The following is a 26,303-nucleotide window of genomic DNA, read 5'->3' on the forward strand; positions in this document are numbered from 1 at the left end:
TGCGGAGGTTGCCCATGGACATCCCAGACATCCCGGTCCGCCCGACGACTATCACCGCCCGCTTCGACGCGGTCGTCACCGCGCACGGCGACCGCGTCGCGCTCCAGGACCGCGCCGAGGCCGTCACGTACATCGAGCTGCAGCGGCGGGCCGAGGCGCTGGCGGCGTCCTTCGACCGCGGCCTGGCGCCGGAGACCCGGGTCGCGCTGCACCTTCCGCGCTCGATCGACCTGATCGTCGCGATGCTGGCGGTGCTGAAGGCCGGCGGGACGTACGTGCCGGTCTCGCCGGAGTACCCGCCCGAACGTGTCCGCCTTCTGCTCGCGGACAGCGGTGCGTCACTGGTCCTCACCTCCGACGGGTTCCGGCGCGACCCGGCGCCGGCCGGGCCGGCCACGGCCGCGGTCGACGATCCGCCGCGGGTCGCGGCGTCGGCGACACCGGCCTTCGCGACCGGCACTGCCGGCCCGCTGTCGGCCGCATACGTCATGTACACCTCGGGTTCGACGGGACGGCCCAAGGGCGTCGTCGTCACCCAACGGGGCGTGCTGAACCTGGTGCTGGACCAGGACTACGTCGCTTTCGGCCCGGACAAGACCGTGCTTCAGATGTCGCCGGCGGCCTTCGACGCCTCGACGTTCGAGATCTGGGGTGCGCTGCTGCACGGCGCCCGGCTCGTGGTCGCCGCTCCGGGCTATCAGGCCGTCGACGAGCTCGCCGCGACGGTCAAGGAGTTCGGCGTCAGCACCCTGTTCCTGACTCCGGCACTGTTCCACGAGCTGGTCCGCGGCCGGACGGACGTCTTCGACGGCCTGGCGGAGCTGGTCGTCGGCGGCGACGTGCTGTCTCCGGCGCGCGGGGCCCGGTTCCTGGAGTACGCGGCCCGGACCGGGGGACCGAGGCTGGTCAACGGGTACGGCCCCACCGAGACGACCACGTTCGCACTGACCCACCAGGTCCGTACCGCGCCCGCCGAGGGCGGCTCGGTCCCGATCGGCACCCCGCTGCGGAACGTCCGGATCCACCTGCTGGACGACAGACTGCACCCGGTCGAGCCCGGCGAGATCGGCGCCATCTGGATCGCCGGCGACGGGGTGTCCCGCGGCTACCTGGGCCGGCCCGGCCAGACCGCGCGCAACTTCCTGCCCGAGCCCGAGCCGGCCCCGCCGGGCGCCCGCATGTACCGCTCTGGTGACCTGGGCCGCCTGTCGCCCGACGGGACCGTCGAGTTCCTCGGCCGCCAGGACGATCAGGTCAAGATCCGCGGCTTCCGGGTCGAGCCGCGGGAGACCGAGCACGCGCTGCTGTCTCTGGCCGACGTCACCGACGCCGCGGTCGTGGTGGTCTCCGACGCGGACGGCGCCAAGCGCCTGTCGGCGTTCGCCGTGCCGCGAGCCGGAAGCGGGCTGACGGTGGAGCGGATCAGGACGCTGCTGGCAGACCTCCTGCCCGCGCACCAGATCCCGGCCAAGGTCGCGCTGACGGACGCGTTGCCGCTGAGCCCTTCAGGGAAGATCGACCGTACCGCCCTGGCCCCAGGCGCCAAGCCGGGGCCGGCCGCCGCTTCCGTCGCGCCCGCCTCCGGACCGACGACGGATCAGCGGCTGCTCGCAGAGATCTGGGCCGAGGTCCTGGACGTGCCCGAGGTCGGGCTGGACGACGACTTCTTCGGCCTGGGCGGCGATTCCATCCTGGCGATCCGGGCGATCGCGGACGCCGAGGTCCGCGGTCTGGAGATCTCGCTGACCGACATGTTCGCCACGCCGACTGTCAGGGATCTGTGTCCGGGCTCGGGCGGTGCCGACACGGGCCCGGCGACCGGCAGCGCCTCCGATGAAAGGATCATCGACCGCGGGCACGAGGACATGGCCTCCGACGGCCTCGCCGCCGCCCCGCCCGATGCCGCGTCGGCCGTCGAGTCGTCCGTCGACCTGCCCGCCGACGTCGAGCGCGGCTATCCCGCGACACTCCTGCAGCTCGGCTTGGTCTATGAGGCCGCCGGCAGCCCGGACCAGTCGCTCTACCACGACGTGGCCGGGTACCGCGTCGAGACCGCTCTGGACCCGGAGGCGCTGCGGACCGCGCTCCACCACGTCGCCGCCGCGCATCCGACGCTGCGCACCCGCCTGGATCTGGCCGACCCGGCCGGTCCGCGCCAGCTCGTCGAACGCGAACCGCGGCTGCCGCTGACCGTGCTGGACTGGCGAGAGCGCGACGATGCGACGCTCAGCGTGGCGTTGGAGAAGCTGGCCGCCGAGGCGGGCCGGCCCTTCGACGTCGAGGACGGACCGATGATGCGGGTGTACGCGGCCGCGGTCGACGACGCGTCCTTCTGGCTCGTCTACGGCTTCCACCACGCGATCATCGACGGCTGGAGCGAGTCCGTCTTCCTGGTCGACCTGCTCACCGCCTATGCCCGCGCCCGCGACGGCGCACCGCAGCCACAGCGACCCGCGTGGGCGGATGGCGGACGGCATGCCGAGTTCGCCCGGCTTCAGGCCGCAGTCCTGGAGTCGGAGGACAGCCGCGAGTTCTGGCGCGGGCGCTTGGCGCGGATAGGGTCGGACTCCCCGTCGCCGGCACGACCGCACTCGCGCAGCGTCGAGCGGGTCCGGATCGGCGCGGATCTGCCCGCCGGTCTGCGCGCCCGGCTCGAAGAGGCTGCGGCGAAGCTCCGTCTTCCGGTGAAGTCCCTGGTGCTGGCCGCCCACCTGGCGGCGCTCGGTCGGCATCGGGACACTGCGCGGCCGGTGACCGGGATCGTGCTCAACGGCCGTCCGCAGACCGCCGACAGCGATCGGCTGATGGGCCTGTTCCTCAACGTCATGCCGATGGACGCGGACCTGGACGCGCCGAGCTGGGCTGTGCTGGCCCGCAGGCTCTTCGAGGCCGAGACGGCGATGCTCCCGCACCGGCGCTATCCGTATCCCGCGCTGCGTCAGATGGCCGGGCGGCCGCTGTTCGACACCGTCCTGAACTACGTTCATTTCCATGTCCGCAACCGGCTCGCCGACACCGGCCTGCGGGTTGGCGATTCCCGCATGTGGGACAAGTCCAGCCAACCGCTGCTGGTCGACGTGATCGCCGACGCGGCGTCCCGCGAGCTGCGGTTGGACCTGACCGGCGACGCCGGCGTCTGGGACCAGGCCGCGCTGACCCGCTTGTGGGGGCACCACCACGACGCCCTGGTCGCGCTGGTCGCCGATCCGTCCGGCGCGGTGCGGCCCGGCGGGCCCGAGGACGGTGTGCCGCTGACGCCGATACAGCGGGCGATCTGGACCCAGCAGCAGATCACCGGCGACGCCACGCTGTACCGGGAGCACATCGGCTACGAGATCCGGGGACCGGTGCACAGCGCCGACCTCGGCCGGGCCGTGGAACGCGCGCTGGCCGACCATCCGGGCACCGGCGCGGCGCTGGCCGTCGTCGGCGGCGTCCCGGCGCTGTTGCCGGGCCGGCACACCATCAGGGTCGAGCACGTCCTCAGCGACAGTCCGCCGGACCCGGTCGCTCTCGCCGCGCTGGTCGAGGAGCAGATCGAGACCGGGGTCCAGGTGCCCGACGGACCGCTGTTGCGCTGCGTGCTGATCACCGTGAGCCCCGAGCGGCGCCTGCTGTTGTTCGTCTGGCACCACCTGGTGATGGACGGGTTTTCCTTGCGCGTCCTGCTCGGCGACGTCGCCGCGCACTTCGCCGATCCGGCCCGCGGACCCCGGGAGCCGGGCGTGAGCCTGGCCGAGGTGCACCGCCGCCATCTCGCGCACGCCGCCGACCCCGAGGTCGACGGCCGGGCCGCCACCCTGGCCGAGCGCTACGCCGGTCTCGACCCGGCGCCGCTGGGCGCCCGGGTCGACGGCGCCGGGCGGGCCGAGGTCGTCGTCATCTCCGACCGGCGCGGCCGGCTGCCCGGCCTGCGCGCGGCGGCGCGCGCGGCCCGGGTGACCGAACCGGCGGTGCTGGCCACCGCCTATCAGCGCGCCGTCGGGGAAGTGCTGGGCCTGCGCGAGTTCCTGATGGGGTGCGTGGTCGCCGGGCACACCGCCGAGGACGAGGAGCGCGTGGTGTCCTGTCTGCTGAACACCGTCCTGATGCGCGGTGAGGGAGCGGCCGACACCGAAGGCGCCGACGCCGCCGCGCTCATGGCGACCGCCAAACGCCTCGTGGGCGCGGTCACGGACCAGGACATCCCGTTCTCGGCGGTGGCCAACCGACTGCTCCAGGATGTGCGGCCGAGGCCGCGCCAGTTCCCGCAGCTGTATCTGAGCATGGACTCACAGACCCCGCTGGACCTGCCGGGCCTGCACTGCGCGGAGTACGTGATCCGGCTGCCGCAGCCCAAGTTCGACGCGGCGCTCATCGTGCACTACGGCCAGGCCGGGATCCGGGGCATGTTCCAGTACCACACGTCGGTCCTGTCCGCCGGCGTCGCACACGACCTCGTCGACTCCTTCCTCGATCATCTCGCCGACCTGTGCCGGGGGCACGCATGAACAGTTCTGAACCGTGTCGTCATGTCACCACATCGGAGAACGAAATAGCCCGGGATGGCAGGAGTCCGATTCGATGAGGAATCTGCTCACCGCCGAACAATCGGCGGAGCGAAAGAGGTTTCACGCGTTCGCCGCCGACGCGATCCGACCGCGGGCGGCGGAGGCGGACGCCCGGCAGGCGGTGTCCCGCGACGTCGTCAAGGCGTTGGCGGCCGAGGGACTGCTGTCCGCGATGGTCCCGGGACCTGGAGGCGACCCGGCCCTGGATCCGCTGGAGTACGGACTGCTCACCGAAGAGATCGGCTGGGCCTGCCAGAACGTCCGCAACTTCGTCGCCGTGTCGGACATGGTGGCGCACTCCGTGTGGCGGTGGGGCACCGACGCCCAGCGTGACCGCTGGCTCGGACCGATAGCCGCCGGCGAGAAGACAGCGGCGTTCGCGCTCACCGAGCCCGGGATCGGCAGCGATGCCAAAAGCATCGCGACCACGGCGGAGCAGGCCGGGAACGAGATCGTGCTGCGCGGCCGCAAGAAATGGATCAGCTTCGGCGCGATCGCCGACGTGTTCCTGGTGTTCGCGCAGTACGACGGGAAGCACACCGCGTTCCTGGTGGAGCGTGACGCCCCGGGCCTGGACATCAGCCCGATCGTCGACCTGCTGGGACTGCGCGGCTCACTGCTGGCGGAGCTGACGTTCACCGACTGCCGGATCCCGGCCGCGAACCTGGTCGGCCGGCCGGGGACCGGCCTGACCTTCGTCGCGTCGTCCGCCTTGGACGTGGGGCGGTACAGCACCGCCTGGGGCTCGGTCGGTCTGGCGCGCGCCTGCGCCGAGGATTCCGCGGCCTACGCCACCCGACGCTCGCAGGGCGGCGGGCCGATCCGGGACCACCAGCTCATCCAGGCGATGCTCACGGACATGCACGTCAACAGCACAGCGGCCCGGCTGCTCTGCCACCGCGCCGGCCTGGCGCGCGCGGCCCGCGATCCCGAAGCCATCAACCAGACCCTGGTGGCGAAGTACTTCGCGTCCACGGCGGCGATGAGGGCGGCCGCGGACGCCGTGCAGATCCACGGCGCCGTCGGCATCGGGAGCGAGGTGCCGGTCCAGCGCTATCTGCGGGACGCGAAGGTCATGGAGATCATCGAGGGCACCAGCCAGCTCCTCCAGTCCATCCTGGGCGCCGCCGCGACCGGGGCGGGCCTGTGATGCCGCGTGAAGAAAGGAGTCCGACACCATGACAGGGGGCGAGCAGAACCACATGAACATCCGGACGATCGGCGTCGTCGGCGCCGGGACCATCGGGCGCGGCGTCGCGCACACCTTCGCCGAGCACGGCTTCGATGTCGTGCTGACGGACATCTCGGAAGCGCAGCTGGCCGACGCTCGCAAGACGATCGCCGAACTCCAGCGCCTCCAGCGGTTGTACACCAAGCGCGAGGTGGTCGCCGACCCGGCCGCCGTGCTCGACCGCATCACGTTCGACACCCGCCCGGAGCTGCTGGAGCGCGCGGACTTCGTAGTTGAGAACGTCACCGAGGACTGGGACGTCAAGCACGACGTCTACCTCCGCCTCGACCAGATCTGCAAGCCGGACGTCCTGTTCGCGGTCAACACCTCGGCGGTCTCGATCACCAGGGTCGCCGGCGTGACCGGGCGTCCGGACCGGGTGCTGGGGATGCACTTCATGAATCCGGTCCCGCTGATGCCCATGGTGGAGGTGGTCAAGGGATTCCACACCTCCGAACAGACCATGGCCGCGGGCCTGGAACTGCTCGGCCGGATCGGCAAGGAGGGCGTGGTGGTGGCCGACCTGCCGGGCTTCGTCACCAACCGGGTCCTGATGCTGACCGTGAACGAGGCCGTGTTCTGCGTCCAGGATCAGGTCGCCTCGGCGAAGGACGTGGACCGGATCTTCAAGGGCTGCTTCGGCCACAAAATGGGGCCGTTGGAGACCGGCGATCTGATTGGCCTGGACACCATCCTCAATTCCCTGACGGTGCTCTACGAGAGTTACCGGGATCCCAAGTACCGACCGGCTCCGCTGCTTCAGAAGATGGTCCATGCCGGGCTGCTCGGCGTGAAAAGCGGCCGAGGGTTCTATGAGTACGCACACTGAGAAGCCCGATCCGTCCCGCAAGGAGGCTCATATGTCGCGCAACGACGTCGTCGACCGCATCCGCGCCTTCCTCGCCCCCCACATGGGCGAGCACGTCCTGGCCGACGAGGAGGACATCTTCGCGGCCGGCATCGTCAATTCGCTCTTCGCCATGCAGCTCGTCGTGTTCATCGAGGGGGAGTTCCAGGTGACGGTGACGCCCGAAGACCTGGACATCGACCGCTTCCGGTCGATCTCGGCGATCGCGGATCTGGTGCTGGCGAAAACCGGTGCCGTACGCCATGCCTGAGGCGAACCTGATCCTGCCGACGCCATTACCGGCGGCGCTCGCACCGGAGATCGCGCGCCGGGTCTACTTCGTGGACTCGCGGATCTCCGACTTCTCGCTGGTGGAGCGGGACGGGCTGATCACGTCGATCGAAGTGAGGACCGACACCGCGGTCGACGTGGAAGAGCTCGCGGCGCGTGCGGCCGCGGTCTTCGAATCCGAGGTCCTGCCGCACGGGGTGCTCCGGAGGAAGGTCATCTGGGAGTCGGGCGTTCGGCGCCCGGCGCGGCCCGAGGTCTTCGACGACCTCGTCGTCGCCGGAGAGGCGTGCTCGCTCGGTGAGGGCCAAGTCGGCATCGGCGGCAACCTGCTCGCCCTCATGGACTGCCTGGACGACCTGATCCGGGACCTCGTCGTCGAGGAGTTCGGCGCCGTGGAATTCCGGTATCCGACCCTGATGCCCACCCGCGTCCTCGAGAAGTGCGACTACTTCGCGTCCTTCCCACAGTTCCTGATGTTCGTCACGAGGCTGCACAGCGACTCACGCACCTACGGAGCGTTCCGTGAGTCCTACGCCGCGCGCCGTCAGGTGTCGGCCGACATCCTGACCGACTGCGACAACGTCGACTACTGCCTCCCGCCCACCATGTGCTTCCACACCTTCAGCCAGCACGAGGGGACACGGCTCCCCGGCTCGCGACACCGGGTCGTGACCGCCAAAGGGAAGTCCTTCCGCTTCGAATCGCGCTACGCGACGACGCTGGAACGCCTGTGGGACTTCACGATCCGCGAGATCGTCTTCATGGGATCCCGCGACTTCGTGACCGCATCCCGCCGCCGCTTCATGGGCCTGGCCTTCGAGCTCATCACCGACCTTGGCCTCGAAGGCCACGCCGAGGTGGCCAACGACCCGTTCTTCTCCGCCGAGGACGGGATCGCGAAAACCGTGTCCCAGCGCCTCCTGGAGCTCAAGTACGAACTGAGGCTCAAAACCGGTCCCGACCGAACCATCGCGGCCGCCTCCTTCAACTTCCACGACACGTTCTTCACCGAGCGCTTCGACATCCGCGAAGCCGACGGCGCCACCGCCCACAGCGGCTGCGTCGGCTTCGGCCTCGAACGGCTGATGTTCGCCTTCCTGTGCCAACATGGCGCTGATCCGAAAGCCTGGCCTGACCGGGTGCGCGAGCAGTTGCGTGGGGCGAGGCTTTCGCCGCGGGGCCGGTGACCGGGGAGCGCCGTGGATTACGGGGCACGGGTCCATTCCCGCGAGAGGCTGAAAGCCATCAGCATCAGGGGCAGGCCTGAAGGCAGGCGGCGGCATGCTGGTGGCGCAGCTCGCGGGCGAGGTCGGGGAGACCGAGGCAGGAGGCGATGAGCGCGGCCTGGTTGTAGACGGCCGATGCGAGCCCCTGATCGGTCTCCTTCACCGCGGTGCCGGCCAGGTCGGCGAGTGCGCGTACGCGTTCAGGAAGGGGCAGACAGGCGGTGGATCTCGAACGTGGCCTCATGGCCTCGGTACTTGTCCCTTGTATCGAAGGCGGCGAGCTTCGCCGGCAGGAACTGGAGCAGGCAGCCGCCGAACTCGTGCCGGGCGGGGCGTACCAGAGCAGTCCGAACCGAAGGATTCCGCCGCTGCCTCCCCCGACTCGGCGGCACATCGGGCAGGGAGCGGTTTCGTGACCGAACAGGACGGGCAGGACGGGCCGCACCGCCAGGAACGTGCGGACGCGGTGGACCGCGAGATGGCCGGACGCCTGCTGCCCGACGCCGTCGTGCGAGCGCTGGGCCACTGGTAGGAGGTGAATGCGGCTGCATACGCGGACGGGACACCCGGCGCTCACACGATCCGACAGCACCCTCGCCGAGGTGCGTGCCGCGATGAACAGCCGCTACTGACATCCTGGCGCTGCCCGCATAGGAACAGAGCCCCGGGCACGCGAAAGCGCGGCCGCGGTCACTATGCGTAATCGGTGGTTGGGGGGCCGTATCGGCAACAAGCCGCCAGATCTTTTGGAGTCGGTGCTCACCCCGACCGTGCGGGTCAGCCTTGACTATGGGCAGACCGTTACGCAGCCGGGGGACACACCGCACCTGGAGATGGGGACCACGGTGTGAGCCGGACGCCACGGTCCTCCTGGCCGTGCAGTGCACCCACCGGCCCGCTGGGCAGTGCCCAGCGGGCCGGTGGGCAAAGACGAGGGGTGGTCCCGGGTACGTGGCCGGCGTTGCGCGGCTGCTGGGCAGCGGTCGACCGTTCGTGCTGCGCAGTCCCGGCTGCGCGTGGCGCGGATTGGCGGGAGTCACGTCAGGGGGCTGCCGACGGGTGCGGCGGACAGGGCGAGGCGGGCCGTGATGCGTTTGCCGTCGGGTTTTTGCTCCATAAGCAGGGTCTCGGTGGCCGCTGCGACGATCTCCAGGCCGTGCTGGCCGATCCGGCCGGGGTCGGCCAGCTGGGCGGTGGGAAGCACGGGATCGGCGTCCCACACCGCAACGTCCACGACACGGGCGTTGACGCGCAGTTCCATCAGGACCGGGCCGGGAGCGTACTTGCACGCGTTGGTGACCAGTTCGCTCACCACCAGCAGCGTCAGGTCCTTCACCCGTGCGCACATCGGCAGGCGATGCTCGTCGCCGGCCCTGTCGAGGAGGGCGGCGGCGTGGCGGCGGGCCTGGGCGATGCAGCCTTCGCGCCCGTCCAGGGCGTAGTCGGCCCGTATCAGGTACTCGTCCGGCCCATTGCAGCCGTCACCGACAGCCTGGCTTTCCACTGGTATCGCCGCCTTCGTCCGCTTTCATGCGAGGCCGGGTATCCCGCTTTGCCCTCCGTCATGCGCCGGGGTCTCATGCGCGGCCGTACGGGTGAGCGCATCCGCCTGGACCCGCGGGCAGAACTCCGTGCGCCTGCCCCGCCTGAGCACGTCCCGGCGCAGTCGAGGAGACCGCGAGCGACATGCCGAGAGGGGAGACGGCTGGCCCCCCGTCGAGCCCCCCCCAGCGGCGTCCGCGTCGTGACCGTACGGGGCGAGATCTACCACGACGGCACCGGGCGGTTCAGCCAGGCCCCGCGGGCCGGACGCGACCCCGGCACCCGGATCGTGGCGACCCTCCGATACGTCACCTTCATGGACTCCAGCGGCATCGGCATCCTCGTCGCCCCCCCACCGGCGGACGGGCAGCGCGGGCGGATGGCCGCGCATCACCGCCGCCCAGGAATCCGTCCCGCGCGTCCTGCGACCCGTCGGCCTGGACGCAGTCGTCCCCTGCCACCCCACCGTCGGAGATTTTTCATGCATATACGGGCGAAATGTGCATTAATTTCCTTACAGGATCAAGGCGACACAGCGACTGCTGGAACAAACAGCTCCCACACAAGGAGAAACCATGCGCAAACTCGTCGGCACAGCACTCATCGCCCTTGTGCTCGCCCTCGCACCGGCAGGAACGGCTATGAGCCAGAACGCTTCTGTGCAAACGCCGCCACTTACCACGGCAACTGTCCAAGCCCAGCAGAATCAGAACGAGGACGACGACATGGGCTTGTGGGGCCTGCTCGGCCTGCTCGGCCTGCTCGGCCTCATCCCGTGGCGCAAGAACCGCGATCGCGACCGCCATCAGGGACCGACCCGTTCCACCGGCATGTGAGGCTGCGGGGCAGCGTGACGGCAAAGACGCTCGAGACGGGCCATCCGCCGCGAGCACGCCGGTAGGACTGCCCTCCCCCTTTGCCAGACCTTCGCACGACCCGCGGCACCCTCACCATCGGCTCCCGCGCGCTGCCCCGGGGCGGAGCGGCTTATCGCTCAGTGCGTCATCATCGCGGCACCCACGGTGCAACAAGCCCCCGGGCGGCAGCCTCAGTGCCCCTTCAGGGCCTGTCACACGCCGAGGAGGCCCGTGCAGCGCCTCGGGTCGCTGCGAGACGCCGACTGCAAGCGACCGTCCACCAGTCAGGTCCACCAGTGGTCGCCCTCGCTCGCCAGGCCCTCGCCGTGCCCTGGCGCTCGTCGGGCACGCGTCCGCCGTACCTCGTGCGGGGGCACCCATCCGACTGGTTCCGCCAAGACCAGCGATCCACGCTGTGCCGACCGACAAGCGGCCAAGGGGATCACCGCCTGCCCCTCCCCCGGCCACCGAACGCTTTCGACACCGGCTGAGGCAGCAGGCTGGGACCATGCTGTGCGGGCACGTTTGCGGACCTTTGGGGCGCATCCGGGGGCCGACCATGCGTTCCCGCTGGCGATGGAGGGCCCGAAGGCCGGGCGGTCCAGGTCAGGGGTTGGCGGGTACGGTGAAGGCATCCAGGGATTCAGGGAGGGTCTGGCCACCGTCGACGGTGAGGGACTGGCCAGTGACGAAGGAAGCCTCGTCGGAGGCGAGAAAGAGCACGGCGTGCGCGATGTCGAGCGTCTCACCGAGCCGTCCCAGCGGGATGGAGTCGGTCATCCGGCGCAGGTACTCCGGCCCGAGGCCGGTCAGCCCTTCGGTGCGCACGTTCCCGGGCAGGACGGCATTGACCGTGATGCCGTACGGTGCCAGCTCCAAAGCCGCGCCACGCAGGAAACCTAGCTGTCCTGCCTTGCTGGCCCCGTAGTGGGACCACCCGGCGTAGCCAGTCGTCGGGCCGGTGATCGAGGAGGTCAACACGATCCGGCCGCGGCCGGCCCGCTGCATCGCGGGCAGACAGGCCCGCACTGACAGGATGGAGCCCCGGAGATTGACCTCCAAGACCTCGTCCACGTCGTCGGCGGTCAGCTCGCGCAGCGAACGTTGCGGGATTCCCCGCGTTGGCGCACAGCACATCGATTCCGCCGAACTGCCGCTCGGCCTCGGCTGCCATCCTCTCGATCTGTCCGGGCTGCCGTACGTCCACGCCCATGCCCACGACCTGCCCGCCGGTGACCTCAGCCATGTCGCTCGCCACTTCGCGGGCCCTCTCCTCGTTGCGGCCTGTGAGCAGCACGGCGGCACCCTGCCGTGCGAAGAGTTCGGCGATACCGAGTCCGATCCCCCGCGTGCCCCCGGTCACGATGACGGACCGGTCCTCCCAGCGCGTGAACGTCATGTCGTTCGCACCCCTCGCCGCTATTCCTTCACGCCGGGGAAGCCCGGCCGCTGTCCCGGTCACGCTAGCGACAGATGCGGACGGGGCGGCGAAGACCAGCCGACACGCGGGTCCTGCGGGCTACCGGTCCCGAGGACGTCCTACTCGACGGCACGCTCACCCGGTGTGACCGGGTCGGTGACAGCCGGGGACCGACTTCTCCCACTGCCGCTGCCACCGCTGCCACCGATTGGACGTGGCTCGTCCCCCAACGCGGGTAGACGGTGCTCGGACGGTTCGGATCACTGGAGGAGACGAGCAATGGACAAGGGCAAGCAGATCACCGGCACGGCCCGCGAGAAGATCGCGCGGGAGATGAAGAAGCAGTACGAGGAGGGCCTTTCCATACGGGCCATCGCCGAGGCGCACGGACGGTCTTACGGGTTCGTCCACCGGGTGCTCAGCGAGGCGGACGTCAGCCTGCGCAGCCGCGGAGGGGACCGTCCGCGCCGGCGTCTCGAAGACGCGGGCCGTTTGCAGGGACGGTGACCGACTGGACTGCGGGCGCGGTCGTTTCGCGAAGCCTCGGCCGACCAGCCGTGTACAACCGCCCGCCGGCCGCATCCCGGATGCGTCACGCGGCCGGTGCCCGCATCTTCCGGGTGAGCGCGGCGCCGGGGCGGTCCGTCCAAAACCCGGCACGGGTCCGTGCCAAACGCGGGGATGCGCTTGCCGAGTCCGGCTGATGGCTCGCCTCATCCGCATTCTGCAGTTCGGTCACCATCGGCAGAGCCGCTCGCGTCTTGGAGGTATCCCCACCTCTGTTCCGGAGGCTGCCGCCATGGGCGCAGCCGATCCTCTTGGGCAGAGTGTGGGGGCATGAAGGCAACGAAGAAGGCTTTTCGAGCCCGCCTTGTCAGCGTCGCTCTGCTCGCTGCCGCGGTCGCGTCCACGGCACTCGCGCCTGGTACTGCGGCCGGCTCCCACCCGGCGTCCTCGGCTTCCGCGGACGGCCGGCTCACCTCCCGGCAGCTCCAACGCGAGGCGGCCCGCGTCCTCGCCGAGGGCGGGTTCGTCGGCGTTGCGGTGATGGTGCGCGACGGCACTCGCACGGTACGGGCCCGGGCGGGCGAGGCCGAGCTGCACACCGGCCGCCCTGTGCCGCGCGGGGCGGAGTTCAGAATGGGCAGTGTCACCAAGACGTTCGTGGCCACTGTGGTGTTGCAACTCGTCGCCGAGGGACGTGTGTCTCTGGACGACACCGTCGAGCGGTGGCTGCCGGGCCTGGTTCGCGGCAACGACAACGACGGCAGTCTCATCACCGTCAGGCATCTGCTGCAGCACACCAGCGGCATTCACAACTACGGCCCCGAGGAGGACGCCGGGAACACGGCAGCCGATTTCGAGCGGACGAGATTCGAGCACTGGGATGCCGAACAACTGGTCGCCGGCGCGTTGCGTCACCAGCCTGACTTCCTGCCCGCACCAGACCATGGGCCCGAGCCCGAATGGAACTACTCGAACACCGGATACGTGCTCGCCGGCATGATCATCGAAAAGGCCACCGGGCGGCCCTGGGCCGAGGAGGTGCGCGACCGCGTCATCCGCCCGCTCGGCCTCACCGGCACCTATGCCCCTGGCGACGACCCGTACCTGAAGCCACCGCACGCCCACACTTACCACTTGTTTCCCGGCGCGGACACCTGGACGGACACCACGGTCAGGAACATCTCCAGGATGGACGCAGCAGCTGCCCTCATCGGCACCGAACGCGACGTGGACCGCTTCTTCACCGCCCTGCTCGGCGGGCACCTGCTGCGTCCTGCCCAGCTCGCGGAGATGCGCAGGACCGTGCCCGTCAGCGAGAACTTCCAACTGGGGTTCCCAGGCCTGCAGTACGGCTTGGGACTGATGCGGCAGCCGCTGACGTGCGACGGCGACACCTGGGGCCATGGAGGGGACCTGGAGGGATTTACGGTGCGCACCGGCTTCACCGCAGACGGGCACCGCGCGGTCATCGTCGTCGCCAACGGCACCAGCGACGAGCGGCTGCTCGCCGCCGAGCGGGCCGTACGGGGGCTTGTGGACCGTGCTTTGTGCGCCGGTACTGATTGACGCGGCATCAGGCACGCGCAGGGCACACCGGCCGCAGCCCGCCGCCCCAGTGGCGGCCGCGGCCCTGGCCAGACTCCCCCGTCCGGCCGGGGTCCACACCATCGCTGCCGCTGTCCTGGAAGCCGCCAGATCAGGGCAGCGGCCTTCCGGCCACGCGGCAACCACTGTATGGCCGCGCCCTTGTCGTCGGGTATCGGGCCTGTCGTGCGCTGGTTCCGGCACGTTCCGGCACAGGGCGTCGCCTGGGCCAGGCGGGTGGGCACCAACGCGGCTGCGCACGTCTCAACCGTCGGCGCCGCGGTCGTCGAAGAGGGCGAAAAGCGCCTGTTCGTCCGCCTCCGGGGCAGGCTGCTGCGCGTGCGGATTCAGTTCGGCCCATACCGTTTTGCCCCGCGGCATGTAGCGGGCTCCCCAGCTGCGGGTGAACTGTGCCACGAGGAACAGGCCGCGTCCGCCCTCTTCGGTCGTGGCCGCCCGCCGGATACGGGGAGAGGAGTTGCTGCGGTCGGAGACTTCGCAGATCAGTGAGTCGTCGCGCAGCAGCCGCAGGCCCACCGGCCCCGGGCCGCCGTACCGCACGGCATTGGTCACCAGTTCACTGACCACCAGCCCGGTGTTGAAGTCCAGCTCGGGCAGGTTCCAGGCGGCGAGCTGGGCCCTGGTCAGGGCTCTGGCGCGGGCCACTGCCGAGGGTTCGGCCGGCAGCTCCCAGCACGCCACCTGGTCCTCGGGCAGTGCATGCACACGAGCCAGCAGAAGGGCCACGTCGTCGTGGGCGCCGTTGGGCAGCATGGTGTCCGTCACCCGGTCGCAGACGTCTTGCAGCTGCGGACCGGCACCGACCAGCGAGGCCAGAAGCTCCTCGGTGCGGGCGTCGGTGTCGCCGTAGCCGCGGCCTTCTTTGAGCAGGCCGTCGGTGTACATCAGCAGCAGGCTGCCCGTCGGCAGGTCGACGCTGGAGGACTCGTACGGCTGGATGCCGCCGAGCCCGAGCGGTGGTCCGGCCGGCAGGTCGATCAGCCGTGCCGTGCCGCCCTGCGTCACCACAGCGGGGGGCGGGTGGCCGGCCCGCGCAGCGGTGCACCTGCGGGAGGCCGGGTCGTACACCGCGTAGAGGCAGGTCGTCCCGGTGGCAGGGTCCGGTTCGTCGGCCGTTTCGCCGGTGGCGCGACTGACCAGGTCGTCCAAGTGCGCCAGCACTTCCTCGGGCAGCAGGTCCAGCCCGGACAGCGTTCGCACTGCCGTGCGCAGCCGGCCCATGGTCGCTGCGGCCTGCAGACCGTTTCCTGGCACGTCCCCGACGACCATCGCCACGCGCATCCCGGACAGCGGGATGACGTCGAACCAGTCCCCGCCCACCCCTGCCCCGGCGTCGGCGGGCAGATAGCGGGAGGCGAGGTCGACGGCGCTGACCTGGGGCAGGACCTGCGGCAGCAGGCTGCGCTGCAGGGTGAGGGAGGCGTGATGTTCCCTGCGGTAGTGACGGGCGTTCTCCACGCTGATCGCGGCCCGGGCCGCCAGTTCCTCCGCAAGGGTCAGGTCGTCCTGCTCGTACGGCTTCGTCCTGCCACGGCGGTAGAACCCCGCTAGGCCCAGAATGGAGCCGTGCGCGGACAGCGGAGCACCCAGGTAGGAGTGCATGCCCTCGCCGAGCAGGTCGACGGGCTGTGCTCGGCCCGCCGAGGACTCGGCCGGGACGGTGGCCCACACCGAGTCCGTGACCGGCTGCCCAGTCTCCAGACACCGTGCCTGCGGGGTGCCGGCGGGGTAGTGCACCGGCTCGTTCACACCGCCGGTCCAGGCGTCGGGAACCATGCCGTCGGCCCGGGCGGCCGCCCGGCGCAGCGCCGCGTCGGAACTCGACTGTCCGGGCGGTGCACCTTCGCCCGTCCAAACACTGTCCACCAGATCGACGACGACCAGGTCGGCGAAGCGGGGCACGGCGATCTCCGCGAGTTCCTCGGCGGTGCGCCGCATGTCCAGGGTGGTGCCGAGCCGGTTGCCTGCCTCGTTCAGCAGAGACAGCCGCCCACGCGCCTCGGCTGCGAGGCGTCCGACGCCCGGTTCGCCCACCATCAGCAGCCAGGCGTCGGCCGGTGTCACCGTGTGCGGATCCCCTGCTGCCTTGGGTGCAGTCGCCTCCGTCGCGCTGGGAGAGCTCATGAGCTGCGCACGATGACCATTGAAGGCTGTCGCGATGGCTGGACTTGGTGCTCCTTTGTCGCGGATGTCCTCGAAGCTGACCTCGACGGCTGCGCCCTCCGCGTCGCCGTGATGCAGCTCCCGGCGGCGCAGCATGGCGACACGGCTACCCGCGAGAGGTACCTCAAGGAAGGTCTCCTCGGTCGAGGAGATCAGCTCGATGGCGCGTTCCAGCAGTATCAGCCGCTCTTGCGAGGCCAGCGAGGGCGGCGGTCCCACGAGTGCGGACAGCTCCCCCGAGCTGAGGTCCAGCTCGGCATGCCTGCCGCGCTCCCGTGCCCGCTGGAAGGAGTCCACCAGCTCGCGCTCGCGGGCCGAGCTCATCTCCAGCAGGCGCACCCCGATGCGTTCGGTGGCGTCCTGCAGGATCAGTGCCATGGTGGGGTCGGCCAGCGCCCGGGGCACGGAGAGGTTGACCGCGCCCCGCACAGTGCCGCCCACCGGGTCGCGCACCGGCGCGGCCATGCAGGTCAGCTCTTTGAGGTCGTGCAGGAAGTGTTCATGGCCGACGACCACGAACGGCGCCCTGGTGCTGAGCGCCATGCTGACACTGCTGGTCCCCATGAACCGCTCATCGACATTGGCACCCGGCACCAGAGAGGCCGCGTCCATCAGCTTCAACCCTGCCGGGCCACCCCACCGATGCACGATGCGCGCCTGCGAGTCGGCCAGCGCCACGGTCACCGGCACGCCGGAGAATTGCTCGTACAAGCGGTCCAGCACCGGAGCGGCCGCCCTCATCAGTCGCGCGTCGGGATCCAGGTTGTCGTCGATCGGCAGGGCAGCCCGGTCACGGTCAATGCCGAGCGACTGTGAGCGTTGCCAGGAGGCCAGAATCTCCGGTCGCACCCCGAAAGACGGCGGCGTCCGGTCGCCGCTGCCCGGATGAGTCGGATGCGAGTCCACAGAATCCAGAGTAATCACTCAAAGTGGACATACGTCTGGTGTCCGCCTGTCCGGGACCACCGAAGGAGTTGCCCGTCAGACTGCGGAGTCGGCGCAGCCGTCGACCGCCGACACCGCGATCCGGGCCGGGGGCGCCCCCTACCGATCACCCCTGACGCTCTGTAACATCTTCGTGACGGAACGATGTATTGGGAAGGACGCATGCGCTTACCCACGGATACCGCCGTCCCGGCCTCTCAAGGCTGCAGACCCGTCTCCTGCGCCCGCTGCAATCCTTCCCCGGCCCTGCTCGCCCGAACGGCCCACACCTTCGCTCGGTTCCTTGCCGAGCAGACCACCGGCTGGAACGACATGTCCGACGACGACACGGAATACCCGCAGACCACCGCCGACCAACCGCCCGGTCGAGCCCGCGCTGCCAGGCTCTGTGCGCACACCAGCACACACACGGTTCTGCACGACCCTGACGGTCTGTTCGAAGGGCACCTTCCGCTTGACCGTGAACCATATGAGAGGCTCGTCGAAACCGTCCTCACGTGGGCGGGTTCTGACCCACTGACACCGCGCGACTATGAGCAGATCGCCCTCCAGTTGACCGGTCACGCTCGCGCGGTCATGGCCGGCGTCGAGCGCTGCGTCGGCCAGTGGCCGAGAGGCAGCGAGCCCCGGTTGCTCGCCGACGTGGTCCTGCGCGAGGCGGACGGTCGGTTGTCCCTGAAGCCGGAGGGCACGAGGCGCTGTGTACAAAATCGTGCCCGCCTCGTGCGCGCCCTCTACGCCAACCTGGACCGTTTGCGATGCACGCCCTCTCAGTACACCTAACGTCACGACGCTCCCGCTGCTCGCTCGCCCCCCCCCACGAACAGCTCACATCGAACAGGCGCTGCGTGTAACCCGGTCCGCAGTAGTAGCCACCCCAGGTGCCGCACCTGCCGACGCCTTTGCCCAGGTTGTCGTCTCCGCTGCCCCACCCGTAGGACTCATAGCCGTCCGACCTCAACAGGGTTCGCTCAGCCTCCCCCCAGGTCACCAAGGGATCGATAGAGAGCGGGAAGTGCTGCGCCTCGGTGTCCGCCAGCAGACCCGGGTCGGGCGTGACCGTGAGCGAATCGTCGTCAACCGTGACGTCCATCGGCTTCACCATGTCACCGGCCATCGGTTCGACGCCGGGGTCGCCGTCGTCGGCCCCCTCACCAGGCTCCGACGAGGCGGCAGCGCTCAGGGATGACTTCTCCACCATCGGTGGGGTGACGCTGGAGCCCGCCGAATTCCACATCTGCGCCCTCGGCGCACGGAACACCCAATTGCCGTCAGCATCGACAGCGTTGTAGCCACCGCTGTTGTTCTCGACAACGCTGAGCTGGGACGTCCTCAGCGAGTACTCGATCTGCTGCAGTTCGGGGTGTGCGGCAGCCTCGGGAGTCTCGACGAGCAGTCAGGTCGGCCAGCGTCCTCGGCTGCCGTGAGACCGGCGCCGGCCGCCCAGGCACTTCGGCAGCCGGAAGGAGTCGCAGGTCGGCGTGGTTGATGAGCCAGCGGAAGGAGCGGGTCTCAGCGTGACCGCCGCCATCCACGGGCACGAGCCGTCCGAACTGGCCGTGGACATCCCCAACCGTCCACTCGACGTCGCTGAGCGCGACCCGCCTGCCCGGTGCGATCTGCAAAAACGCCCGCGCCGCCATCACGCCCCCCCAGATCAGCGAGCTGTCGCGCAAGGGGCTGCCCAGATCAACGTCAAGTTCGCGGTGCCAGAGCAGCCGGACGATGGTGGCCCGGCCAACGGAAGGCACGCTGGTCGCGTCCGCCAACGCGGAGAACGCCATCACGCGCCCCTCCCGGCCGCCGATGATCGCCAGCAGCTGGTCCCGCATGCCCAGCAGATCCCGACGCCGTTGCCGTTCACCCCGCCGTATGTGACGTACGGAGCGCCGGTGAACGCCCGCTGCACCGGCAGCTCCGGCGCTGCGGACGGGGAGTGGGCGGCGGCCCGTTGGACGGCGGCTTCGGGCACGGGCCCGCTCAGCGCCCGGACGGCGTTCGCCTCGGCGGCGCGCTCGAACCGGTCGCCGGGGTCGCTGACCGACAGTCCGTCCCCGTGGTCGGTGCCGGACACCGGGCCCGACCGCTGCTGGATGACATGGGTCAACTCGTGTGCCAGGGTGTGCTTGTCGCCGCCGTCGTGGCCGATCACGACGTGCTCGCCGGAGGTGTAGGCGCGGGCGCTCATCTCGGCCGCCGAGCGGGCCGCAGCGGGGCCGTCGTGGAGCCGCACGCTGCTGAAGTCGGCGCCCAGGCGGGCCTCCATCTCCGTCCGCACGCCGTCGGCCAGCGGACGGCCCGGCGACCGCAGTACCTGGTGGACCGTCGAGCGCTGGACCGGTGCCTCCTCCGGCTCCAGGTGCCGCCCGACCAGTCGGACGACGGCCGCGTTGCCGATGCTGCGCTGCAGCGCGGCGAGCGAGCGGGGGTCCGGCGGCGCGGACTGCCGCCGTGCGGTCGATCGGCCGCGGTCGCGGCGCTCGGACTCGCTCCGCGGTTTCGGGCCATGCGCGTGCACATCCACCTCCTGGACAGGCGGTTCGCACCGCGGTCGCTGTGTGTCCATGCCGGTCTACGGCGGATGCCGTGGGCCGCGCAAGGACCACAGGGGCAGTGTCGGGGGCAAACTCCGGGGGACCCGCCGGTGTCACACCGGCCGACCGGCTTCGGATCGACGCCACCGTCGCTCAGGCCCTGTCCGGCAAGACCGACCGGACAGGGCCTGAGCGGCGCCGACCGCACTGGTTCCAGTTCTCCCGGCCAGGTTCCAACTAGCGTGTCACGGCTCAACAACACGGCGTTACGGAAGCAAGATCCGCCAACTACTGCGCTCGTCCGCCGAGTAAAAATCTCGGTCGCAGGACGCCCGTCCATCCTCCGCCCCTACCCGGCCGGACAGGGCCACCGTCCTGGCTGCCCCGTGTTGCCCAGTCTGCTCGTGTCTTCGCTCACCCGGATGACGAGTCCCTCCTCACCGGCGGCGTGCTTGCCCAGCACGCCGCCGCCGGGGCCCAGGTGGCTGTGGTCACCGCCACCTGGGCCCCACTCGCCGAGCCCGCCTCACCCTGGTGCCGGCCTCCACCGCCAAGGGACCGGAGTACGACCATGTCGTGATGGTCGAGCGGGGAAGTCATTCACCAGTGGACGGTTTGCCTGCCATCGGGGGTGACGGTAAGGGTGAACGTCTCCACCGCAGGTTTGCCAACGGCGTGCCAGCGGCCGAGGTGTTCTTCGGCCGCATCCCAGAGGGCGTCGGGGCCGTCCTGTCGTACAACCCAGCGGCCGTTGTCCTCGTGGAGGGCAGCCCATGAACTGGACTCGACGTCGATCAGTACGTGTTCGGTGTGGCCGTCGCGTTCCACGGTCAGTTGCTGTGCACGCGGCACGGCGCATTGGAGGATGAAGCGGGCTGTCCAGTCGTTCAAGGCATCGGCCCCTGTGGTGGTCTCGCGTTCTTTGCCCGCGCTGAGGTCGGGAAGCAGTCCGAGCGGACGCGGCAGGTGTGGTCGGGCCAGCATGAAACTCACGTGGCCGCTCAGGAGCGGGCCGGAAGCGCTGCCGTCGTCGTGGACCGTCAGTTGTGCGAGTTCGCAGGCGTTGAGCCATCCGCCGACAGGCGTCAGGATCAGTCCACCGGGCCGGGTCTGTTCGATCCAGGCAGAGGGCACTGTTTGCACGCCGCACGTGGCGATGGTTCTGTCGTACGGTGCCCCGTCGTCATAACCGAGCAGGCCGTCGCCGCTGACAAGCGTGGGGTAAAAGCCCAGTCGTCCGAGGGCCGTTCGTGCTTGCGCGGCCACGTCTTCGTCGTACTCGATCGAGGTGACGTTCTGCTCGCCCAGTCGTGCGCAGAGCAGTGCCGTTGAGTAGCCGGTGCCCGTTCCGATTTCCAGGACCCGGTTTCCCGGTTCGACGTGCAGGTCTTCCAGCATGCGCAGGACGAGGGAGGGGAGGGTGCTGGAACTGGTTGGCTGGCGCATGATGTGACCGCGGATGTCTCTTGGCACGATGGTGCCTGCAATCTGGGTCACCAAGGACTCGTCCGTATAGCAGGCTTCGAGCCAGCCAGCTTCCCATTCTAAAACAGGTGCCCACGCCGTCGGCACCGTGTTGTCCACCCGGCGAAAGAACCCGCCGCGTAGGAATTCGTGTCGGGGGACCGCTTCGGCGGCGCGGCTCCATGCGTGCGTGCGCAGGACGCCGTTGGCTGTCAGCACGCCGATGAGTTGTTTGCTGAGGTGGTCCTGGTCGTTCACGTTTTCCTCTCCAGTAGGTCTGCCAGGGCCGCGCACATCGGCAGACCGGTTTCAGGTTCCAGCCAGTACCATTGGCCGGAGGGATTGCATTCCAGGAACCACCACGTGCCGTCTTCGCCTACGCAGAAGTCGAAGGCACCGAACACAAGCCCGAAATGGTGCATGTACCGGCGGAGTCTGTGTTCGATTCCTCGGGGCGGCTTCACCGGGCTGTAGGACAGGCGGCTGTAGTCAGTGCGCCAGTCCAGGAGGTCGGAGTCGATGCGGACACAGAAGATGTGAGAGCCAATGACGGTGACGCGCACGTCCGCCGTCTTGGCCACGCGCTTTTGGAACAGGTGCACGGTGCCGGCCACATCGTCGTCGATGTCCTCGGCGGTCACCTCGGCGATCCTGACGACGTGGGAGACGCCGTCGACCAGGTACACCGGGTTGTGCAGCGGCTTGTAGACGACTGATCCGTGCCGCTTGATGAACGCTTTGGCGGCGTCCGGACGGGAGGTGACGAGTGTGGGAGGCACCTGGAAGCCGGCGTCCACCGCTGCCGCCAGTCCGGAGGGCTTGAACTCGGCGTCGCCGATGCGGTGCGGGTGGTTGACGTAGAGGCAGTCGGGCAGTGACGCGAGAACTCCGCCGAGCCCGTACCTGGCCTGAGTGAGGGCGAACCGGGCATCCTGCTCGTCAAGGTGCGGGAAGGCGAAGCCGGTCGGGCGGCGGTAGTACAGGGCACGTACGTTGGCCAGATCCGCGGTACGGGACGGCGTGTGAAGGTGGCCGCGCATACCGTGACCGCTGATTTCGGCTTCCACCGACAGCGACGCAGGGAAGTCACTTGAATCCAGTCGCACGACCGGGACGTCCCGGTCGTGCAGTTCGCGGATCACCACGTCGGCGGTGGGATCGTGCAGGCTGGTGACGACCAGCACCGGACCTGGGTCACTCACTGGTCGGCGTCACTGCCCGTGTCGCTGTCCTGCGTGGAGCCGTTACCGTCGGGGCTGGTCCCCGTGGCAGGGCTCGTGCCCGTGCTGGTGCCGTGTCCCGGCATCTCCATAACCTGACCGGTGAAGTCGAAATAGACGGCGGCCTGCGTGGTCGGATCCAGTTCGACCCTGGCATACCCGGGAGCCATCGTCGGGTAGGCCGCCATACGGCTGATCCCCCACGGCTTCTGAGTGATCCTTCCCTGCGGGACCGCAGGAGCAAGCGGTAAACGATCAGAGTGAACGAACATACGTCTCCCCCTTTTCGCCGGACTCACCACCGTCACGGGCCACACGCTCCCCACGGACGATGTGACCTCCATTTGCAGCGTGACCCCCGCCTCAGCTCCGCCTGTCCACCGGATAGGGAACACTCATGAAACCGGCAGAGCTTTCCGCGTGACCGATGCTCCAGACCGTACGGCATCCGGACAACCCGGCAAGAGCTTATTAAGCCGGACACCTTGTATCGCTGCATGTTGGCAAGGAGACGTCAGGTCAGCAGGCCCTTGGCCCGCTCTGCACAGCCGGGGCAGACGGGTCACAGGCGCTTCGTGAGCCAGTCCGACGTCCGAATGCGTGTGCCAGAACGCCGCCGACCCGTGGAGTGCCTGGCTCTCGACGCAGGCACCGCCGCCATCCGCCGAACCCCCCAACGCACCAACTCTGGCGGACTCACCACGCTGCCACCAAAACACGGGCCTCCGAACGCCGCATCACCCTCCCCACTCGCCGCGTCCACCACCGCGCAGGGCAGAGCGATCGACCCGACCAATCTCACCCGCGTCTTCGCCACGCTCCTCCGCATTCGCTGCCACGACCTCCGCCACTCCACCATCACCCTGCTGCTGGAACGGGGCGTCGAACTCGTCGTGATCAGAGAAGTTTTCAGCTACGCCAGCTGGCCCCGATGTAGGCGCGGTCGGCGAGGACGGGTACGCTCCTGGCGTTCTGAAGTCGGCGGCGATCTGCGCGAGCGTGTCGTGCCTGCGAAGGTAGACCAGGCCGACGAGAGCACGCTGGTGAGGCAGGAGCATGCACGGGCGGTCACCCTCACGGTGATGATAAGCATGGTTACCCACTCGACCAGGGCGTGCGGGAGGTCGGGTGCGGCAGGATGGGAAACAACGAGGCGCCTACGCTGATGAGTTGAAACGTCGATCCCACCCGCACTCAGCGGTGTCACGTCGACCTCCCGTCAACGCATTGGCTGGTGTTCCGCTCAGCGCGCTCGACCGGGTCCGTGACCTCTCGCCGTCGGCTCCCACGCTCCGAGCAGCCGGACGGTGGCGGTAGCAGGGGTCGCGGTGCTGGCGGCTTGCCTGGTCGTTGCTGCGGTACGACGGCGGTGCCGAGTTGGCACTGACCGACTGGAGACCGGCCTGCTCCTGTCGACCCGCGGCCGATGGATGTTGATGGCGGTTCCCACGACGTCAGTCGTTTGATCGCGTTGACCGCCCCTTGCGGCGCTGCGTTGTTGCCCGCGGCACTCAGCTCGCTGCGACGTCGTTGCCCGTGGGGTGCTCGTCTGCGGGGCGGTCTCCTGTGCCGGGACCGGCTTTCTCCGCGTCTGCCAGCCGTGCTTCCAGGTGTCCGCCGACGATGCGGGTGTCGAAGGCGGGCTGCGGCGCGGTCGCCGGGCCGCCGACGTTCCAGCCGTCCGACAACCGGAAAACACTGCCGTGCCAGGGGCAGCGGATGCATCCGTCGTGGACCTCGCCCTCCGACAGCGGGCCGGCCATGTGGCTGCACTGGTCGGCCAGCACGTGGACACTCCCGCCGGCCTCACGGACAACGACGACCGGCACCTCGTTGACGCGGCGGCGAACGGGCTCGCCCACCGGGATATCGGCCATAGCGCCAAGCCTGTGCCAGCCAGGCTTCACCAGATAAGGGACCTGCTCGGCATGGTTCGCGCCGGATGCCTGCCGGTAGGCCATGTGACCGCCCAGAGCGCCGCCGATGCCGATGGCTGACAGCCCGGCGAACCCCAGCGCCTTGCCCAGGCGAACACGCCCCTGAGACCGGGCGGCGAACGAGCCCGCATAGAGCGCGACTGCACTGAGGTTGGTCGCAGCGTGGACCAAGCCGACGCGCATGTGTGGACGGCGCAGCTCGGCCCAGTCGTTCCAGCCGGCCACCGCAGCGGGAAGCGCAGCCGCCAGACCCACCCCCACCAGGGCGCGCGCGTGCCGCCGTGCCCCGGGTAGCAGGTCCAGTACAGCCGCCGAAAGCCAGGTGCCGATGGGAACCTGGACCATCAGCGGGTGGATCGGGTGTCCCAGCCAGCGCCCGTGCAAGAAGTCCCGGCCACGTCCAAGGGGGACTGCTCGCACGGCCCGCCGTACTTCGTCGATGAGCCCGTCGGCTCCCGGGTAGCGCTCGAGCCGGTCCATGGCCGACAGAATCCGGCCGGGCCCCGTCCCAGACGGCAAAACGCCCTGCACCACTGAGGCCACCCGCCCGAACGCCCGCAATGTATTCATGAAACCCATGTAACCCGCCAGATGCTGCCCGAAAACGAGACAAACTCGTTTGCCACCGCGCAGCTGCTCACCCACGGCACGACCTGGCCGACATATGAGGAGCCGACGCCTTGCGCCACTGCGGACGCCGTCGCGGCGCACATAGGCTGGTGCCCATGACCTCAGTGGGGGAGGAACGCACGCGCGCACTGCTCGCGGGGGCTTCGCAGCGATGGGTGCGGCTGCTGCCGTGGGCCGTGGCATTCGTGCTGTGCGTCGCCCTGCTGCCCACGACCATTGTGGTCCTCACCGCCGACTACGGCCTGACCGGAGGCGTCGCCGGCGGGTTGGCCATCGCGCAGGCCGCGCCGCTGCTGCTCGCCGTCGTACGGCCGCTGCAGGCCTGGTACGTGGTCTTCGTCGCGGACGTCGCCGGGGCGCTCGCCCTGCTCACCGTCGACTTCCCGGAGCGGCTGCTGTGGCCATTCCCGCCCATGGAGATCGTCGGGTACGTCGGCATCTGCTTCGCCCTGGGGCTGCTCGAGCGGCGCCGGACACTGCTGCTGGTGTGGCTGGCCACGGCCGCCGCGAACGTGGCCCTGGGGTTCGTCGCGCCCCATGGCTTCGGCGCCATGGGCCTGCTGTTCACCATCCTCGGGGGCGTCGCGCTCCTGCTGGGCGGTGCGCTGCGCGAGCGGTCCGAGGTGCAGCGCAGGCTGGTCGAGCAGGAGACGATCAGCGAGGCCGAACGTGGCCGGCGGACGCTGCTAGAGGAGCGCGCCCGGATCGCCCGCGAGCTGCACGACGTGGTGGCACACCACATGTCCGTCATCACGGTACAGGCGGACACTGCGGAGTACCGCCTCGACAGGCTGCCGCCGGACGTGCGCAAGGAGTTCACGTCCATCGCGGCGACCGCGCGCGAGTCGCTCGGCGAAATGCGACGGCTTCTCGGCGTGCTGCGCAACGAGGAGGCGCACGGCGAGCTCGTGCCCCAGCCGGGCCTGGCGCAGATCGGACAGCTGGTGGAAGTGACGGCGAGGGCCCGCGGGCCGGTGGAGTTCACCCCCTGCGACGTCGAGGTGCCCGAGGCGGTCGGCCTGTCCGCGTACCGGATCGTCCAGGAGGCTCTTTCGAACGTCGTCCGGCACGCGCCGGGTGCCCGCACGCAGGTGTCGCTGTCGGTGACGGAGTCCGATCCGCGGGACGGTGCGCGGCTCACCGTCCTGGTCGTCAACGGACCGCCGCCCCAGCCGCCCAACGGGCCGCTCGAGGTGGGCGGCACCGGGCACGGCCTCGTCGGCATGCGCGAGCGGGTGCGGCTCGTCGGCGGCAGCCTCGACACCGGGCCGCTGCCGGACGGCGGCTTCCGGGTCGCCGCCCGACTTCCCCTGAACTTCCGTGACTGAAAAGGA

19 protein-coding genes and 5 pseudogenes are annotated in these 26,303 nt (G+C 69.7%); 12 read left to right on the forward strand and 12 right to left on the reverse strand.

Annotated features, from left to right (window positions below; translation table 11 throughout):
* Positions 1 to 14: 14 nt before the first annotated feature.
* The 5 genes from ABZY13_RS26220 to ABZY13_RS26240 all read left to right on the forward strand — a co-directional run bounded on the left by ABZY13_RS26220 (position 15) and on the right by ABZY13_RS26240 (position 8,106).
* Positions 15 to 4,490 (forward strand): amino acid adenylation domain-containing protein, encoded by a 4,476-nt coding sequence (locus ABZY13_RS26220; RefSeq protein WP_356634871.1) that lies wholly within the window; start codon positions 15 to 17, stop codon positions 4,488 to 4,490.
* A 73-nt stretch (positions 4,491 to 4,563) separates the two neighbouring features.
* Positions 4,564 to 5,700 carry an acyl-CoA dehydrogenase family protein gene (locus ABZY13_RS26225; protein WP_356634873.1) on the forward strand — a complete coding sequence of 379 codons (1,137 nt, stop codon included), beginning with the start codon at positions 4,564 to 4,566 and terminating at the stop codon, positions 5,698 to 5,700.
* 28 nt (positions 5,701 to 5,728) lie between these two features.
* Positions 5,729 to 6,610, forward strand: a complete 882-nt coding sequence (locus ABZY13_RS26230) for a 3-hydroxyacyl-CoA dehydrogenase NAD-binding domain-containing protein (RefSeq protein ID WP_356634875.1) — start codon at positions 5,729 to 5,731, stop codon at positions 6,608 to 6,610.
* A 31-nt stretch (positions 6,611 to 6,641) separates the two neighbouring features.
* Positions 6,642 to 6,899: a phosphopantetheine-binding protein gene (locus ABZY13_RS26235; RefSeq protein WP_356634877.1), complete on the forward strand. Its 258-nt coding sequence runs from the start codon at positions 6,642 to 6,644 to the stop codon at positions 6,897 to 6,899.
* Positions 6,880 to 8,106, forward strand: coding sequence for a hypothetical protein (locus ABZY13_RS26240; RefSeq protein ID WP_356634879.1), 1,227 nt, complete (start codon positions 6,880 to 6,882; stop codon positions 8,104 to 8,106). Before ABZY13_RS26235 ends, ABZY13_RS26240 begins: the two co-directional genes overlap by 20 nt.
* Positions 8,107 to 8,173: 67 nt before the next feature.
* Here the strand turns inward: ABZY13_RS26240 and ABZY13_RS26245 are convergent.
* Together ABZY13_RS26245 and ABZY13_RS26250 are read right to left on the reverse strand one after the other, a co-directional pair.
* Positions 8,174 to 8,389 (reverse strand): annotated as a pseudogene (locus tag ABZY13_RS26245) (hypothetical protein); the annotation flags it as partial.
* Positions 8,390 to 9,181: 792 nt separating this feature from the next.
* Positions 9,182 to 9,649, reverse strand: a complete 468-nt coding sequence (locus ABZY13_RS26250) for an ATP-binding protein (RefSeq protein ID WP_356634881.1) — start codon at positions 9,647 to 9,649, stop codon at positions 9,182 to 9,184.
* A gap of 613 nt (positions 9,650 to 10,262) precedes the next feature.
* Here ABZY13_RS26250 and ABZY13_RS26255 point away from each other — a divergent pair.
* Entirely contained in the window at positions 10,263 to 10,523 is a 261-nt protein-coding gene (locus ABZY13_RS26255) for a WGxxGxxG family protein (RefSeq protein ID WP_356634883.1), read from the forward strand.
* A gap of 627 nt (positions 10,524 to 11,150) precedes the next feature.
* Here ABZY13_RS26255 and ABZY13_RS26260 read toward each other — a convergent pair.
* Both ABZY13_RS26260 and ABZY13_RS26265 read right to left on the reverse strand, forming a co-directional pair.
* Positions 11,151 to 11,618 (reverse strand): SDR family oxidoreductase, encoded by a 468-nt coding sequence (locus ABZY13_RS26260; RefSeq protein WP_356634885.1) that lies wholly within the window; start codon positions 11,616 to 11,618, stop codon positions 11,151 to 11,153.
* A 97-nt stretch (positions 11,619 to 11,715) separates the two neighbouring features.
* Positions 11,716 to 11,943 (reverse strand): annotated as a pseudogene (locus ABZY13_RS26265) (SDR family NAD(P)-dependent oxidoreductase); the annotation flags it as partial.
* 300 nt (positions 11,944 to 12,243) lie between these two features.
* Here ABZY13_RS26265 and ABZY13_RS26270 point away from each other — a divergent pair.
* Complete coding sequence (locus tag ABZY13_RS26270) at positions 12,244 to 12,471, forward strand: helix-turn-helix domain-containing protein (RefSeq protein ID WP_356634887.1); 228 nt, start codon at positions 12,244 to 12,246, stop codon at positions 12,469 to 12,471.
* Positions 12,472 to 12,801: 330 nt separating this feature from the next.
* Positions 12,802 to 14,037, forward strand: a complete 1,236-nt coding sequence (locus ABZY13_RS26275) for a serine hydrolase domain-containing protein (RefSeq protein ID WP_356634889.1) — start codon at positions 12,802 to 12,804, stop codon at positions 14,035 to 14,037.
* 282 nt (positions 14,038 to 14,319) lie between these two features.
* On the opposite strand, the gene ABZY13_RS26280 is transcribed toward ABZY13_RS26275, so the two are convergent.
* Positions 14,320 to 16,803, reverse strand: a complete 2,484-nt coding sequence (locus ABZY13_RS26280; protein WP_356634891.1) for a SpoIIE family protein phosphatase — start codon at positions 16,801 to 16,803, stop codon at positions 14,320 to 14,322.
* Positions 16,804 to 17,496: 693 nt separating this feature from the next.
* Here ABZY13_RS26280 and ABZY13_RS26285 point away from each other — a divergent pair.
* Positions 17,497 to 17,967 carry a DUF6415 family natural product biosynthesis protein gene (locus ABZY13_RS26285; RefSeq protein ID WP_356634893.1) on the forward strand — a complete coding sequence of 157 codons (471 nt, stop codon included), beginning with the start codon at positions 17,497 to 17,499 and terminating at the stop codon, positions 17,965 to 17,967.
* 488 nt (positions 17,968 to 18,455) lie between these two features.
* On the opposite strand, the gene ABZY13_RS26290 is transcribed toward ABZY13_RS26285, so the two are convergent.
* Positions 18,456 to 19,016 carry a hypothetical protein gene (locus tag ABZY13_RS26290; protein ID WP_356634895.1) on the reverse strand — a complete coding sequence of 187 codons (561 nt, stop codon included), beginning with the start codon at positions 19,014 to 19,016 and terminating at the stop codon, positions 18,456 to 18,458.
* 146 nt (positions 19,017 to 19,162) lie between these two features.
* Positions 19,163 to 19,750 (reverse strand): annotated as a pseudogene (locus tag ABZY13_RS26295) (DUF4157 domain-containing protein); the annotation flags it as partial.
* A gap of 416 nt (positions 19,751 to 20,166) precedes the next feature.
* On the opposite strand from ABZY13_RS26295, the gene ABZY13_RS26300 reads away from it, so the two are divergent.
* Entirely contained in the window at positions 20,167 to 20,298 is a 132-nt protein-coding gene (locus ABZY13_RS26300) for a hypothetical protein (protein ID WP_356634897.1), read from the forward strand.
* A gap of 20 nt (positions 20,299 to 20,318) precedes the next feature.
* Here ABZY13_RS26300 and tgmC read toward each other — a convergent pair whose 3' ends face one another.
* The 3 genes from tgmC to tgmA are packed head-to-tail and all read right to left on the reverse strand — an operon-like array spanning position 20,319 to position 22,746.
* Positions 20,319 to 21,440 (reverse strand): ATP-grasp peptide maturase system methyltransferase, encoded by a 1,122-nt coding sequence (tgmC, locus tag ABZY13_RS26305; protein ID WP_356634899.1) that lies wholly within the window; start codon positions 21,438 to 21,440, stop codon positions 20,319 to 20,321.
* Entirely contained in the window at positions 21,437 to 22,384 is a 948-nt protein-coding gene (tgmB, locus tag ABZY13_RS26310; RefSeq protein ID WP_356634901.1) for an ATP-grasp ribosomal peptide maturase, read from the reverse strand. The genes tgmC and tgmB overlap by 4 nt, the downstream gene beginning before the upstream one ends.
* Positions 22,381 to 22,746 carry a putative ATP-grasp-modified RiPP gene (gene tgmA, locus ABZY13_RS26315; RefSeq protein WP_356634903.1) on the reverse strand — a complete coding sequence of 122 codons (366 nt, stop codon included), beginning with the start codon at positions 22,744 to 22,746 and terminating at the stop codon, positions 22,381 to 22,383. Before tgmA ends, tgmB begins: the two co-directional genes overlap by 4 nt.
* A 282-nt stretch (positions 22,747 to 23,028) precedes the next feature.
* Here tgmA and ABZY13_RS26320 point away from each other — a divergent pair.
* Positions 23,029 to 23,322, forward strand: a pseudogene (locus tag ABZY13_RS26320) (site-specific integrase); the annotation flags it as partial.
* A 63-nt stretch (positions 23,323 to 23,385) separates the two neighbouring features.
* On the opposite strand, the pseudogene ABZY13_RS26325 reads toward ABZY13_RS26320, so the two are convergent.
* Both ABZY13_RS26325 and ABZY13_RS26330 read right to left on the reverse strand, forming a co-directional pair.
* A pseudogene (locus tag ABZY13_RS26325) lies at positions 23,386 to 23,495 on the reverse strand (IS5/IS1182 family transposase); the annotation flags it as partial.
* Positions 23,496 to 23,913: 418 nt separating this feature from the next.
* Positions 23,914 to 24,819 carry a Rieske (2Fe-2S) protein gene (locus tag ABZY13_RS26330; RefSeq protein WP_356634919.1) on the reverse strand — a complete coding sequence of 302 codons (906 nt, stop codon included), beginning with the start codon at positions 24,817 to 24,819 and terminating at the stop codon, positions 23,914 to 23,916.
* A gap of 245 nt (positions 24,820 to 25,064) precedes the next feature.
* Here ABZY13_RS26330 and ABZY13_RS26335 point away from each other — a divergent pair, with 245 nt between their 5' ends.
* The gene (locus tag ABZY13_RS26335; RefSeq protein WP_356634905.1) at positions 25,065 to 26,297 is read left to right on the forward strand and encodes a histidine kinase; all 1,233 of its coding nucleotides are present in this window, start codon (positions 25,065 to 25,067) and stop codon (positions 26,295 to 26,297) included.
* Positions 26,298 to 26,303 lie beyond the last annotated feature (6 nt).

The organism is Streptomyces sp. NPDC006610, from assembly GCF_040611575.1.
Lineage (GTDB): Bacteria > Actinomycetota > Actinomycetes > Streptomycetales > Streptomycetaceae > Streptomyces.